At 47.3% G+C, this 13,548-nt stretch carries 10 protein-coding genes and 1 pseudogene; 10 read left to right on the top strand and 1 reads right to left on the bottom strand.

All coding sequences use genetic code 11. The annotated features are described in order from the left end of the window. Positions 1–156: 156 nt before the first annotated feature. The 8 genes from RH89_RS17925 to tldD are packed head-to-tail and all read left to right on the top strand — an operon-like array spanning position 157 to position 10,855. Positions 157–1,200, top strand: coding sequence for a rod shape-determining protein (locus RH89_RS17925; protein ID WP_004405117.1), 1,044 nt, complete (start codon positions 157–159; stop codon positions 1,198–1,200). Between the two features lie 32 nt (positions 1,201–1,232). Then, positions 1,233–2,126, top strand: a complete 894-nt coding sequence (mreC, locus tag RH89_RS17920) for a rod shape-determining protein MreC (RefSeq protein ID WP_004405116.1) — start codon at positions 1,233–1,235, stop codon at positions 2,124–2,126. Beyond that, positions 2,116–2,604: a rod shape-determining protein MreD gene (mreD, locus tag RH89_RS17915; RefSeq protein ID WP_004405115.1), complete on the top strand. Its 489-nt coding sequence runs from the start codon at positions 2,116–2,118 to the stop codon at positions 2,602–2,604. The genes mreC and mreD overlap by 11 nt, the downstream gene beginning before the upstream one ends. A 17-nt stretch (positions 2,605–2,621) precedes the next feature. Continuing rightward, complete coding sequence (locus RH89_RS17910) at positions 2,622–3,194, top strand: Maf family protein (protein WP_004405114.1); 573 nt, start codon at positions 2,622–2,624, stop codon at positions 3,192–3,194. Between the two features lie 19 nt (positions 3,195–3,213). Beyond that, positions 3,214–4,683 (top strand): ribonuclease G, encoded by a 1,470-nt coding sequence (gene rng / locus RH89_RS17905; RefSeq protein ID WP_004405113.1) that lies wholly within the window; start codon positions 3,214–3,216, stop codon positions 4,681–4,683. Between the two features lie 11 nt (positions 4,684–4,694). Continuing rightward, complete coding sequence (locus RH89_RS17900; RefSeq protein ID WP_038146620.1) at positions 4,695–8,558, top strand: YhdP family protein; 3,864 nt, start codon at positions 4,695–4,697, stop codon at positions 8,556–8,558. Between the two features lie 27 nt (positions 8,559–8,585). After that, a complete protein-coding gene (locus RH89_RS17895) occupies positions 8,586–9,413 on the top strand; it encodes a carbon-nitrogen hydrolase family protein (RefSeq protein ID WP_004405111.1) in 828 nt (275 codons plus the stop codon). Further along, complete coding sequence (gene tldD, locus RH89_RS17890; protein WP_004405109.1) at positions 9,410–10,855, top strand: metalloprotease TldD; 1,446 nt, start codon at positions 9,410–9,412, stop codon at positions 10,853–10,855. Before RH89_RS17895 ends, tldD begins: the two co-directional genes overlap by 4 nt. Before the next feature lie 63 nt (positions 10,856–10,918). Here the strand turns inward: tldD and yjgA are convergent, their stop codons facing one another. Beyond that, the gene (gene yjgA, locus RH89_RS17885; RefSeq protein WP_004405108.1) at positions 10,919–11,446 is read right to left on the bottom strand and encodes a ribosome biogenesis factor YjgA; all 528 of its coding nucleotides are present in this window, start codon (positions 11,444–11,446) and stop codon (positions 10,919–10,921) included. A gap of 121 nt (positions 11,447–11,567) precedes the next feature. Here yjgA and pmbA point away from each other — a divergent pair. Continuing rightward, positions 11,568–12,912: pseudogene (gene pmbA / locus RH89_RS17880) on the top strand (metalloprotease PmbA). Between the two features lie 206 nt (positions 12,913–13,118). After that, on the top strand, positions 13,119–13,548 hold a 430-nt coding region (locus RH89_RS17875; protein WP_004405104.1), incomplete at its 3' end, for a DNA cytosine methyltransferase.

The following is a 13,548-nucleotide window of genomic DNA, read 5'->3' as shown; positions in this document are numbered from 1 at the left end:
CCTTAACATTAAAAATGAGGGCTTAAGTAAAGAATCTGCAAGAAAAAGCGAGATTCAGCCCATGTTTACATGCCAATGCCTTGCTGATAACGCAAGGCATTGGTACATTTAGTGCAATTTTATGTCTTCTTAATGCTTGCAGGATGAACGAAGAATATGTTTAAAAAACTTCGTGGCATGTTTTCAAACGATCTCTCTATCGATTTAGGTACAGCCAACACTCTTATCTACGTAAAAGGTCAAGGCATTGTTCTTGATGAACCCTCAGTAGTTGCTATTCGACAAGACCGCGCGGGAAGTGCAAAAAGTGTCGCCGCTGTAGGGCACGAAGCCAAACAAATGTTAGGTCGTACTCCTGGTAACATTTCTGCCATTCGCCCAATGAAAGACGGCGTTATCGCAGACTTCTATGTGACAGAAAAAATGCTTCAGCACTTCATCAAGCAAGTGCATGACAACAGCGTTTTAAAACCAAGCCCACGTGTGCTTGTTTGTGTTCCATGCGGTTCGACTCAGGTAGAGCGCAGAGCAATTCGTGAATCGGCTTTGGGTGCAGGCGCACGCGAAGTGTATCTGATTGATGAGCCAATGGCGGCAGCAATCGGTGCTGGTCTTCGCGTTTCTGAGCCTACAGGTTCTATGGTGGTCGATATCGGTGGCGGTACGACAGAAGTTGCCGTTATCTCACTAAATGGTGTGGTTTACTCTTCATCCGTTCGTATTGGTGGTGACCGCTTCGATGAAGCTGTGATCAACTATGTGCGTCGAAACTATGGTAGCTTGATTGGTGAAGCAACCGCCGAGAAAATTAAACACGAAATCGGTTCTGCTTATCCAGGCGATGAGGTTGAAGAAATCGAAGTTCGTGGTCGCAACCTTGCAGAAGGGGTGCCTCGTAGCTTCACACTAAACTCGAATGAGATTCTGGAAGCTTTGCAAGAACCTTTAACAGGTATTGTGTCGGCAGTGATGGTTGCCTTGGAACAGTGTCCACCAGAACTGGCTTCTGACATCTCAGAAAACGGTATGGTTTTGACAGGTGGTGGTGCTCTTCTTAAAGACTTAGATCGACTACTGACAGAAGAGACGGGTATCCCAGTCGTTGTAGCAGAAGAGCCATTAACGTGTGTCGCACGCGGCGGTGGTAAGGCGCTGGAAATGATCGACATGCACGGTGGCGATCTGTTTAGCGAAGAGTAAGCTTTGCAGCTTTTAACTTCTGGTAAACAGCGATGAAACCGATATTCGGCAGGGGACCATCCCTGCAACTGCGTCTGTTTTTTGCTGTCATTCTATCAGCCAGCCTTATGCTGGCTGATAGTCGTTTAGACACATTCTCAAGCGTACGCTATTTATTAAACAGCTCGGTCGCCCCTATTCAGTACTTAGCAAACCTACCTCGTACTATGTTCGACGGTATGTATGAGCGCGTGAACACCCGTGAAACTCTGCTAACATCAAATCAGGCTTTGAAGCGCGAAGTGTTGCGCCTGAAAAGTAATCTCACACTGCTCGATCAATACCGGGAAGAAAACCAGCGCCTGAGAAAGCTACTTGGGTCACCGTTTGTCCGTGATGAGAAAAAGGTGGTTACCGAAGTAATGGCCGTGGACTCGTCTCCATACCGACATCAGGTGGTGATCGACAAAGGTCAGATAGACGGTGTTTACGTTGGTCAGCCAGTCATCAACGAAAAAGGCATTGTAGGTCAGGTGACTTTTGTTGCCGCGCATAATGCTCGTGTGCTGTTGGTCACGGATACAAACAGCTCCATTCCGGTGCAAGTGGTGCGAAACGACATTCGAGTGATTGCATCAGGTAATGGCAGTATTAATTCCATTCAGATTGAACACATTCCTAGTAGCACAGAGATTGAAGAAGGCGACTTACTGGTGACTTCTGGTCTGGGCAGGCGTTATCCGGAAGGCTACCCAGTGGGTTACGTAACTTCAGTGGAGAAAGACAACCGCAGACCATTCGCTACCATTACAGCTGAACCTGTAGTGGCATTCGACAGGCTGCGCTACTTACTGCTCGTATGGCCAAGCGAAGAAAGGCAAAAAGAACAATCTTTAGACACTGAAAACGAAGAAGCAAAAGATGAGGTGGACAACAATGGCGAATAGTGTTCTTCAAGGGCGCATGGTCATTTGGGCAACCTTTCTGATTGCGCTTGTGTTTCAGGCTATTCCATGGCCGGGAATGTTCGAAATATTCAGACCTGCCTGGCTGCTGCTGATCGTTTTCTACTGGGTTCTTGCCCTGCCACACAGAGTGAATGTGGGCACAGCGCTGGTTCTTGGTCTCATTTGGGATCTGCTATTGGGTTCCACTTTGGGCATTCGCGGTATGATGATGTCCATCACCGTGTACCTCGTGGCACTTAACTTCCTCGTATTGCGGAATATGGCGTTATGGCAACAGGCCATCATCATTGGACTGCTGACTATTCTGGCCGATTTACTGGAGTTTTTCGGTGAATACTTAATTCAGGATGTCACCTTTAACCCACTTTCCCTTTGGGCGGCACTGGTGAACTGTATCTTGTGGCCTTGGATATTCTTATTGTTGCGTCGAGTGAGACGCCATTGGCATATTCGATAATTGATAAGGAAAAAGGTATGTCTCAGCAATCGCGCAGGTTAACCTTAGCTTCAAGCTCACCAAGAAGAAAAGAACTGCTTGGTCTGCTGGGGTATACGTTTGATACCGTTTCTCCAGATATTGTTGAAGAAAAACAGAGTAACGAGACGGCGGAGCAGTACGTTCAACGTCTTGCAAAAGAAAAAGCGCAGGCAGGGTTCGAGCTAACGGATAAATCGGGTGTGGTCCTGGGATCCGATACCATCGTTGTCATTGATGGTGACGTGCTGGAAAAGCCCGATGACTTAGAACATTCAGTCGCAATGTTAAGCAGAATGTCAGATAGACGCCACCAGGTACTTACGGCAGTGACCGTAATGGACAAAACTCGAAACGAGTCAAAACTAATTGAAACAAGCGTGTGGTTTAAACCCCTATCAGAACAAGAAATAAAAAGTTACTGGGAAACAGGTGAACCATGCGATAAAGCTGGCAGTTATGGAATTCAGGGGATTGGAGGGAAATTCGTCTCTCGCATCGAAGGCAGTTACCACGCAGTGATGGGGTTGCCTTTAATGGAAACTGACCAGCTCTTGCACAAATTTTTCTAATTTAATTTGAGGCACACGAATGAGTGCAGAGTTGTTAATAAACGTTACTCCGAGCGAAACTCGGGTAGCGATGATTGTAGGTGGCATCTTACAAGAAGTTCATATTGAACGAGAATCGAAACGAGGCATTGTTGGCAACATATACAAAGGGCGAGTGAGCCGGGTATTACCAGGGATGCAGGCAGCATTTGTGGACATTGGTCTTGATAAAGCCGCGTTTCTTCATGCCTCAGACATTGTTCCTCATACTGAATGTGTTGCCGAAAACGAAAAGCAGCAATTTCAGGTCAGAGACATCTCAGAGCTTGTCCGTCAGGGGCAGGACATTGTCGTCCAGGTGGTGAAAGACCCTTTAGGCACCAAAGGCGCACGTCTTACTACCGACATCACTTTACCTTCCCGCTATCTTGTGTTCATGCCCGGAGCAAGTCACGTCGGTGTTTCTCAGCGCATTGAAAGTGAAACAGAGCGCGACCGACTGAAAAAAACGGTTGCTGATTATTGCGATGAGCATGGCGGATTTATTATCCGAACCGCTGCGGAAGGAGCAGACGAGCAGGAGCTTTCACAAGATGCAGCCTTTCTAAAGCGCCTGTGGAGCAAAGTAATAGAGCGCCGTAAAAAATACAAAACCCGCTCTATGCTTTACGGAGAGTTGGGGCTGGCGCACCGTATTCTTCGTGACTTTGTCGGTACAGAGCTGGACAGTATTCAGATTGATTCCCGCTTAGTGTACGAGAACCTCAGAGAGTTCGTTTCTGAATTCGTACCAGAGCTGCATGAAAAGCTTAAGCTGTACGAAGGCGATAAGCCGATTTTCGACATGTACGATACCGAGAATGAGATCCAGCGTTCATTGGATCGAAAAGTCGAGCTTAAGTCTGGTGGCTACCTTATTATCGATCAGACAGAAGCAATGACGACGATTGATATCAATACAGGGGCGTTCGTAGGTCGCAGAAATCTCGAAGAGACCATATTCAACACTAACATTGAAGCCACTCAGGCAATAGCCAGACAGCTTCGCCTGCGTAATCTTGGCGGAATCATCATTATCGACTTTATCGATATGTTGTCAGATGAACATCGCAAGCGAGTACTTGCTTCGCTGGAAATGGCGCTGTCGCTTGACCGTGTGAAAACCAACATCAACGGGTTTACGCATTTAGGTCTGGTAGAAATGACGCGCAAACGCACACGAGAAAGTATTGAACATGTTCTCTGTTCTGAGTGTCCAACCTGCAAAGGACGAGGTTCAGTGAAGACCGTTGAGTCGGTGTGCTACGAAATATTGCGCGAAGTTACTCGAGTCAACCGAGCTTACGATGCCGACAAATTTGTGGTGTATGCTTCTCCGGCAGTGTCAGATACCCTAATGGGTGAGGAGTCTCACGCGCTAGCTGAGCTCGAAGTCTTTATCGGCAAGGAAGTGAAGATTCAACCTGAGCCACTGTATGTCCAAGAACAGTTTGATGTCGTGATGATGTAAATGGAGCAGCAGTGAAGTTTAAGCCATCTTTACTTTGGCGCACACTCATTTGGAGTTTAGTTAGTGTAATGGTGATCCTTGCGATCACCGTTACTGTTTTGCGTGTGTCACTTCCTCGGTTAGATAAATACCAAAGCGATATTGAATCCTGGGTTTCGCAAACCACGGGAATCGAGTTCCAGAGCGATACCGTCAGTGGTTACTGGAAAAACACTCATCCATTCATTGCGCTCGAAAACCTTAAAGCCATTCTTCCTGATGAAGAAAAAACTCAGATCACTATTCAGCACGCAGAGGTTGAATTGGATCTGTTTGCTTCTCTTCGCTACCTGACGCCCGTTGTTTCGACATTGCGTATCGATGGATTGAGCCTCGATATCAGTCACATTAAATGGCTGAAAGAGTCCGGTCAGGCGGTAGGAACACCTGCAACAGAGAACTCCTCATCCGAGCAAGTTCTGAAAGATATAGAGCACCTGCTGCTCAGACAGCTTAATGACTTCTCTATCGCCAATTCCAGCATCGCTTACCAGACCTTTACTGGGGAATTTCGAACGCTGGAAATCGAGCACCTGAAATGGCAAAACCGTAACCAACGCCATCGGGCTGACGGTGTGATTGGTATTGCAGATGAAAACATCAACAGTTTGACGGTAAAAGCCAATTTTGAGGAAACCGCGGATTTAACTCGCATCAATGGTGACTTTTTTGTTGGCGCGGAAAACTTGCAGGTGACACCTTGGCTGACTCAGTACCTGAAAGATAAAGTAGGAATCCTTGAAGGTCATGCCAGCTTTAATTCCTGGCTGTCTTTGAAAGACGGTCGCCCAAGCAATGCCTATGTTGAATTACTGCCCAGTGAAGTGAGCTGGAATAAAGAGTCAGAACACAGCCTGCTGATTGAGCACGGTATCATGAACATGATGCCAGCTGAAAAAGGGTGGCAAGTGAATGCTCACTCACTCAAATTAAGAACCGATGATACACCATGGCCAGAGCTGGATGCTGTCTTCAAATTTGATGCAAACGCCTGGCAACTGAATGTGTCAGAAGTGGATATTGTCACTTTGACCCCTTTCACCCATCTAATGCCTGAGTCTGAAAAACTCAATGACTGGCTGGAAACCGTCGAGCTGGGTGGAAGAATAGAAGACATTCGCGTTTCTATGGGGGAGTCGTTATCCAGCCTGAAATTTTCAGGGAAGTTACAAGACGGTGCCATGAAGCAGTGGGAACTTCTTCCCGAGGTTCATCATTTGGCAGCAGATATCTCAGGCTCACTAGAGCAGATAAACGCTCGTGTTTCGCTGATTGATGATGAACTGCCGTATGGTGATGTATTTCAGGCTCCCCTTCGAATTCGTCAGGCACAGGTCGATGTTGCCTGGAAAAATGGTGAGAATGGCTGGAGCCTATGGGCAGATAAAGTCACTGCCGCCACACCAGACATGCAAGTGCTGGGGGCGTTTAAACTCGATGTACCGGATGAAGGCAGTTCGTTTCTTTCAATTTACGCCGAAACCGACGTGTTCAACGCGGGCGAGACATGGCGCTATTTGCCTACTCTGGCGTTAGGGACGGAGCTGACCGATTATCTGTCGACGGCGATTCAGGGTGGTAAGGCTTCGACCTCTAAATTACTTTGGTACGGAAGCTTAGGGCAATTCCCATATCAAAATAACGATGGCATGTTTCAAGCGCTAGTGAATCTTAAAGAGTCACAATTCAGCTTCGATACTGCTTGGCCTCCTCTAAAAAACCTTCAACTGGATCTGCTTTTCCAAAACGATGCCATGTATCTGGACTCGCGCAGTGCCACGTTGATGGACGTAAATGCGACTCGCATTACAGGGCGGATTCCAGAACTTGCTGAAGATGGTCACATTGAAATTGAAGCTATTGCCAACGGTGAAGGTGACGCTGTTCGCGATTACATGATGGCGACACCACTTGTCGATTCGGTGGGTGCTGCATTAACTGCTGTCCGGGTTAAAGGAGACGTCAACGCAGATTTCAGGCTCAAGATACCATTTGATGGTAGTGACACAAGAGCTTGGGGCTGGGCAAGGTTGCCGGATAATCAGGTCGAAATTGAAACACCATCAATGACATTGAGCAACGCGTCGGGTCGCATTGAATTTGATAATGATGTGGTTCGCTCGTCCGGACTCTCTGCCGATTTGCTTGGGCAACCTGTCTCGCTTGATTTTAATGGTCAGACTCAGGGGAAAAACTACGCAGTAGGCATAGATGTTGTCGGTGATTGGGATGTTCAGCCATTAAAAGCTTATGTGGGCGAAACGTGGCTGAAACGTGTGCAGGGGCATGCGCCATGGACGATGGATGTCGATCTACAAATCAATGATGTTGGTTTTACCTATCAGGTTGATGTTAATGCTGATGCGCAGTTTATTACCAGCCAGTACCCAGAGCCTTTGGGGAAAGCGCTGGGAGAAAAAGCATCCGCCCGCTTGCAGGCTTCCGGAAATCAGGAAACCATTTCAGCACGTCTTCAGTTGCCAGAGTTTAAGTATCAGGCTGAAATTGATATTACTGAGGATATGCCAAAGTTTGACGCGTCTCGATTGGTGGTCGGGCGTGGTGCGTTTCGGGTTAGCCCGATCTCCGGTCATAGTGCGGTCATTCGACGCGATGAGTTCGATTTAGATCAGTGGCTGGAACTGTTCCTGGGGCCAGTAACAGGACCTCAGCCCTTAGTGAGTGAACTGGACGTGCCTGAAATCCCGGTTCCAGACGTTGTAAAAGTAGAAAGCAAGTCCCTGACTCTTGCTACGGTAGAATGGAACGATTTCAACTTTGACGCACGCAGGAAGAGGCTGGGCTGGAAAATGGAGGTCGAAAGTGCAGAGATCTCCGGGCAGGCCAGCTATCTAGAACCTTATGATTTAACGGTTTCACTAGACAGACTTCAGCTTTATATCCCGGGGCTAGAAGAGACCGATGAGCCAAAACCCCTTGCACTGGATGATGAAAAACCTCAGCCGCTGATCACGCCTTTCGACCGTGCTTTTCATGATGCTGTACCTAACCTGACTCTCGCCATCAATGATTTTTGGTTGCAAGGCTATAAGATCGGTAAAGTAAACGTGGACTTCCTGCGTCAGGGTGACAGACTGGAGTGGAAAAACATCTCTTTCTCCAGTGGTGATAACAAGTTCAAAGCATCAGGCTGGTGGAGGCTGAACGAATCGGATAGCCGCTCTAAATTCACTATGTCGATGTCTGGCAAGAATAATACTGAAGTGATGGAGCGATTCGGTATCACATCAGGGATCCAGAAAGCGCCATTTGATATGGAATCGGATCTTGAATGGAGTGGCGCGCCTTGGTCTCCGCAAATGAGCACCGTAAATGGGCGTATATCTTCTAAGCTTGGGAAAGGGATCATTTCAGACGTGAGTGGTGCCGCTCGATTGCTTGGCTTGTTCAGCCTGGACTCCATCATCCGAAAAATGCAGCTCGACTTTAGCGACGTGTTTGATAAAGGGATGGCGTTCAATAGCATTACCGGTTCGGGCGAAGTGAAGAACGGTATTTTTGTGACTAATGATATCGAAATGGATGCCGTTGCGGGTCGCATGAGTATAAAAGGCTTAGCCAATTTAGAGACACAAACCGTGGATGCTGAAGTGGAGTTTGTGCCTGATCTTACGTCTGGTATTCCAGTACTCACCGCCTTTGCGGTTGCACCGCAGACAGCGATTTACGTATTTGCTATTACCACCGCGTTATCACCAGTGGTTGATGTTTTCACAAAAGTGAATTACGCGGTCAAAGGTCCGTTAGATAACCCGAATGTCACTGAGATTTCCAGAAGCAAAGGGCAGTACCAAGTACCTGACAAGGCGGAATAACCTCAATTGTGCAAAGAAGGAGTGACGATGCGTATTGGTATGATTCAAATGACCTCCAGTGCGAAACCGAAGGAGAACCTCCAGTACATTCGTGAAGGTGTCGAAGCCCTTGCAGTACAGGGGGCTGAGCTTATCTCTACACCAGAAAATGCACTGGTATTTGGTCAACGTTCAGATTATCACTCCGTCGCAGAGGAGCTGGGTGAAGGCGAGCTTCAATCCGAGTTCCAGGCGTTAGCGAAATTGCACCAGGTATGGTTACACATTGGGAGCTTTCCTGTTCGGCAGGAAAATGGTGTGTCGACCACCACGCTTATTTACTCACCCGATGGAGAGCTTGCTGCTCATTACGACAAACTGCATCTGTTTGACGTGGATGTAGAGGACAAACAAGGCAGTTACCGGGAGTCGGATACCTTTACTTACGGTAACAAGATTTCGCTACTTAAGTTGCCCTCTGCTACACTTGGTCTAACAATTTGTTATGACTTAAGATTTCCTGCACTGTTTAATGAACTGCGTCTTGATGGGGCTGATGTCATATTGGTTCCTGCTGCATTTACTGCGGTCACGGGGAAAGCCCATTGGGAAACACTACTGCGCGCCCGAGCTATTGAGAACCAGTGTTTCATCATAGCGGTGAATCAGGGCGGGACACACAATTGTGGTCGTGAAACCTGGGGACATTCCATGGTAATTGACCCATGGGGTGAAGTCATCGCATCACTTGAACAGAACGCCAAAACCTTATTGGTTGATCTGGATTTAGAACAGGTCGCCACAATCAGAAAGAACATGCCGCTAACTGAACACAATCGGTTCAGGAGCGAACTAAAGAAAGAGCCAATCAAATGACAATCAACCAAATCGAACAAGAGCTTCTGGCACCAACCGGGCTGACAGAGCAAGACCTGACAGAAACCTTGGGCATCATTGCCAGCCGAGACATTGATTATGCCGATCTATATTTTCAGTCGAGCTGGCACGAGTCGTTGGTTTTGGAAGACAGTATCATCAAAGATGGCTCTTTCAACATTGACCGCGGCGTCGGTGTTAGGGCGATAACCGGAGAAAAAACGGGTTTCGCATACTCAGATCAGATTGACCTTACCGGACTTAAGCAGAGTGCGATAGCGGCAAGAGGCATTGCTGGGCAGGGACAAAATGGTCAGGTTAAAGCTTTTTCACGTAACCAAGCTCCAGAAATTTATCAGTCAACTAATCCTCTAGAAAGCTTGGAAAAGCAGCAAAAAATCGAGTTGTTAAAGCAATTAGACGCGTACATCCGAACCAAAGAGCCTTTGGTGCAAGAAGTGTCGGTGAGTCTGAGTGGCGTTTATGAGCAAATGCTGGTTGCAGCGACTGATGGTACTTACGCGGGAGATATTCGTCCTCTTGTTCGCTTATCCATCAGCGTGCTGGCGAAAAAAGGCGACAGACGTGAACGCGGTAGCTCGGGCGGCGGTGGTCGCTACGGCTACGAGTTTTTCCTACAGGAAGAAAACGGACGTAAAAAAGCGTTTGAATTTGCTGATGAAGCCATACGTCAGGCAATAGTCAACCTAGAAGCTGATGCTGCTCCTGCCGGCACTATGCCAGTGGTACTTGGCGCAGGTTGGCCGGGTGTGCTTCTGCACGAAGCGGTTGGTCATGGCTTAGAGGGTGATTTTAACCGTAAAGGCTCTTCTGTCTTCTCCGGTAAAGTAGGCGAGCAAGTCACATCTAAACACTGCACCATAGTGGACGATGGTACTTTGCCTGATCTTCGCGGCTCTCTGAATATCGATGATGAAGGCGTAACGGGTAAGTACAACACACTCATCGAAAATGGTGTGCTGAAAGGCTACATGCAAGACAAGCACAACGCACATTTGATGGGCGTTGCACCGACAGGTAATGGTCGTCGTGAGTCCTATGCACATTTGCCAATGCCACGCATGACCAACACTTATATGCTGGCTGGCGAACACTCACCGGATGAAATCATTTCTACAGTGAAGAACGGTCTTTATGCACCTAACTTTGGTGGTGGTCAGGTTGATATCACGTCAGGTAAGTTTGTATTCTCGACATCAGAAGCATATTTAATTGAAGATGGTAAGATTACTCGCCCTGTGAAAGGTGCTACCTTAATTGGCTCAGGCATTGAAGCCATGCAGCAGGTGTCTATGGTTGGTAATGATCTAGAGCTGGATCGCGGTGTTGGCGTATGTGGCAAAGCGGGTCAGAGTGTACCAGTAGGTGTTGGTCAGCCAACGCTTAAGCTGGATTCCATCACTGTAGGTGGAACGGAATAGACCTTAAATCAGATATTAAAAAAGCTGCCACTGGCAGCTTTTTTTGAGCATGAGAGCTATGGTTTATAGCTCATCATCATGAAGTGCTTTCAGAGTTTGAAAAATCTCTCTGAATGCCTTGGGTGGTTTATTACCCTGTTTTTCTTTCTTCGCCTGTCGCGCTAACTGGCGCAATCTTTGACGATCAGCTGCTGGGTATAGCTCAATCACATCGGCAATAGCGCTGTCTCCCTCTTCGATAACACGATCACGCAGCTGTTCTAGTTTATGCAGTTCAGCCGTAGCCTGAGAGTGTTTATTGCGCACCTTATCGAGTGCCGCCTGAATTGGCTCAGGATCTTCAGTTCTCATCAGTTTGCCAATGTACTGAAGCTGACGGCGCCTCGCTTCGTTTTTGAAGCGTTGTGCATCGGCGATTGCATCACGCAAATCTTCATTCAATGGAAACTTGTCTAAGACAGCGGGTTTCAACTCAACCAGCTCTTCCCCCAGCTTTTGCAGAGCTTCCATATCCTGCTTCATCTCGGTCTTACTCACCCAGATGATTTCTTCTTCCTCTTCCCACGGCGCTTTTTGGTTTTTACGTGCCATTTCTGCTTGCCTACTTCAATATCGATGTTCAATTGTCGCTTATTTTAACAAGAATTATGGGGCGAAAGCGAAAACCTTGTTATCCTTAATTAATAATCCCTTAAAACACAGTTATTTCGGTATGGACGTAAAACAGCAAATCGCCCAACAGACGTTGGAATTGGAAAAAGCGGTCAGCAAAGCGTTAGACATCGCAACAGGTACTGCGGATGCGGCTGAAGTCGCCATTAGCAAAAGCACAGGTATCAGCGTTTCCACACGTATGTGTGAAGTTGAAAACGTCGAGTTCAATAGTGACGGTGCATTAGGTATAACGGTTTATCGTGGGCAACGTAAAGGCAGTGCTTCTACATCAGATTTGAGCGAAAAAGCCATCCACCAAACAGTGATGGCGGCGTTAGACATTGCGAACTACACCTCTGAAGATCCTTGCGCAGGTCCTGCCCCGAAAGAACTGATGGTTAAGGACATTCCCGATCTCGATCTTTTCCACCCAGATGAACCTGAACCCGATCAGGCTGCGGAGCTCGCTATTGCGGCAGAAAAAGCAGCGCTGGCGTTCAGCGACAAAATTAAGCAAAGCGATGGTGCAAGCTACGACAGCCACTATGGTTTGAAAGTTTACGGTAATAGCCACGGTTTGTTAGCAAGTTACCCTTCGAGCCGACACAGTATTAGCTGTTGCGTGATTGGTGCTGGTGAAAACGGCGATATGGAACGAGATTACAGCTACACCGTATCTCGTCGTAAACAGGATTTGTGGTCACCTGAAACTGTGGGGCTAAAAGCCGCAGAAAAGACCATCAGTCGTTTAGATGCACAAAGATTGCGTACCGGGCAAATGCCTGTGATGTTTGCTGCTGATGTAGCGACAGGGCTTATCGGTCATCTCGTGATGGCGATTAGCGGCGGCAACCTATATCGCAAATCTTCTTTCTTGTTAGACAAGCTGGGAGACCAAATCCTGCCTTCATGGTTCAATATTCAGGAGAAACCTCACGTATTACGTGGCTTGGCGTCTAGCCCGTTTGATAACGAGGGCGTGTTTACGCAAGATAAGCAAATCATTACAGATGGTGTACTTTCGACTTATCTATTGACGAGTTATGCCGCTCGTAAAAATGGATATGACACCAACTGGTCACGCGGGTGGTATTCATAACTGGTTTGTTCAGTCTACAGGTCAAAGCTTTGAAGCCATGTTGAAAGAATTAGGGACAGGCTTCTTAGTTACTGAGTTGATGGGGCAGGGGGTTAACACAGTTACGGGTGATTATTCTCGTGGTGCAGCCGGTTTCTACGTTGAAAATGGTGAAATCAAATACCCTGTTTCAGAAGTAACGATCGCCGGTAACTTAAAAGACATGTTCCAACAGATAGTGGCTGTGGGAGACGACGTTGAAACGCGCTCACAAATTCAGACGGGGTCAATTCTGATCGAGTCCATGAAAGTAGCGGGTGAGTAACCGTTTACCATTGGAACCAAGCGCCGTACTGTACGGCGCTTTCTTGTTTATGCAGCACACTTTTTGAACCTGTAAGTAAGGCAGCGAGAGCATAAACCCATCTCACAAAAATCAATGTATGTGATATAATCCCCAGCCTTTTTACTGACTCTATATACAGTAAAGTGCTTTAATCTTTTCATGACGTAAACCAAACGAGAGCATCAATGAAATTAACAGTCGCTTCTTTTTTTAGCGGAGCTGGTGGGTTAGATCTGGGCTTTGAAAAAGCGGGATTCAGCATTCCATTTGCCAATGAGTTCGACAAGCAGATCTGGGCAACCTATGAACATAACCATCCAGATACTCAGTTAGACCGCCGAAGCATTGTTAATATCGAGAGTGAAGATGTGCCAGATTGTGATGGCATTATTGGTGGACCTCCTTGTCAGAGCTGGAGCGAAGCCGGCAGTAAGCGTGGAATTGATGATCATCGTGGTCAGCTTTTCTATGAATTTATTCGCATTCTGACAGATAAGAAACCCAAGTTCTTTTTAGCGGAGAACGTCAGTGGCATGCTGGCACCAAGGCACAAGCAAGCATTAGAGAACATCAAAGAGACGTTTCGTGAAGCGGGCTATGATTTGCACTTTAAGT

Source organism: Vibrio nigripulchritudo ATCC 27043 (assembly GCF_000222685.1).
GTDB classification, from domain to species: Bacteria; Pseudomonadota; Gammaproteobacteria; order Enterobacterales; family Vibrionaceae; genus Vibrio; species Vibrio nigripulchritudo.
Note: the sequence above shows the minus strand (reverse complement) of the source record. Positions and strands in the feature narration are given on the sequence as shown.

What these genes read in the sequence shown, in the direction of transcription:
- mreC (WP_004405116.1), top strand. Translation starts at nt 1,233, where the DNA reads ATGAAACCGATATTCGGCAGGGGACCATCCCTGCAACTGCGTCTGTTT.
- tldD (WP_004405109.1), top strand. Translation starts at nt 9,410, where the DNA reads ATGACAATCAACCAAATCGAACAAGAGCTTCTGGCACCAACCGGGCTG.
- rng (WP_004405113.1), top strand. Translation starts at nt 3,214, where the DNA reads ATGAGTGCAGAGTTGTTAATAAACGTTACTCCGAGCGAAACTCGGGTA.
- RH89_RS17910 (WP_004405114.1), top strand. Translation starts at nt 2,622, where the DNA reads ATGTCTCAGCAATCGCGCAGGTTAACCTTAGCTTCAAGCTCACCAAGA.
- RH89_RS17925 (WP_004405117.1), top strand. Translation starts at nt 157, where the DNA reads ATGTTTAAAAAACTTCGTGGCATGTTTTCAAACGATCTCTCTATCGAT.
- mreD (WP_004405115.1), top strand. Translation starts at nt 2,116, where the DNA reads ATGGCGAATAGTGTTCTTCAAGGGCGCATGGTCATTTGGGCAACCTTT.
- RH89_RS17895 (WP_004405111.1), top strand. Translation starts at nt 8,586, where the DNA reads ATGCGTATTGGTATGATTCAAATGACCTCCAGTGCGAAACCGAAGGAG.
- yjgA (WP_004405108.1), bottom strand. Translation starts at nt 11,446, where the DNA reads ATGGCACGTAAAAACCAAAAAGCGCCGTGGGAAGAGGAAGAAGAAATC.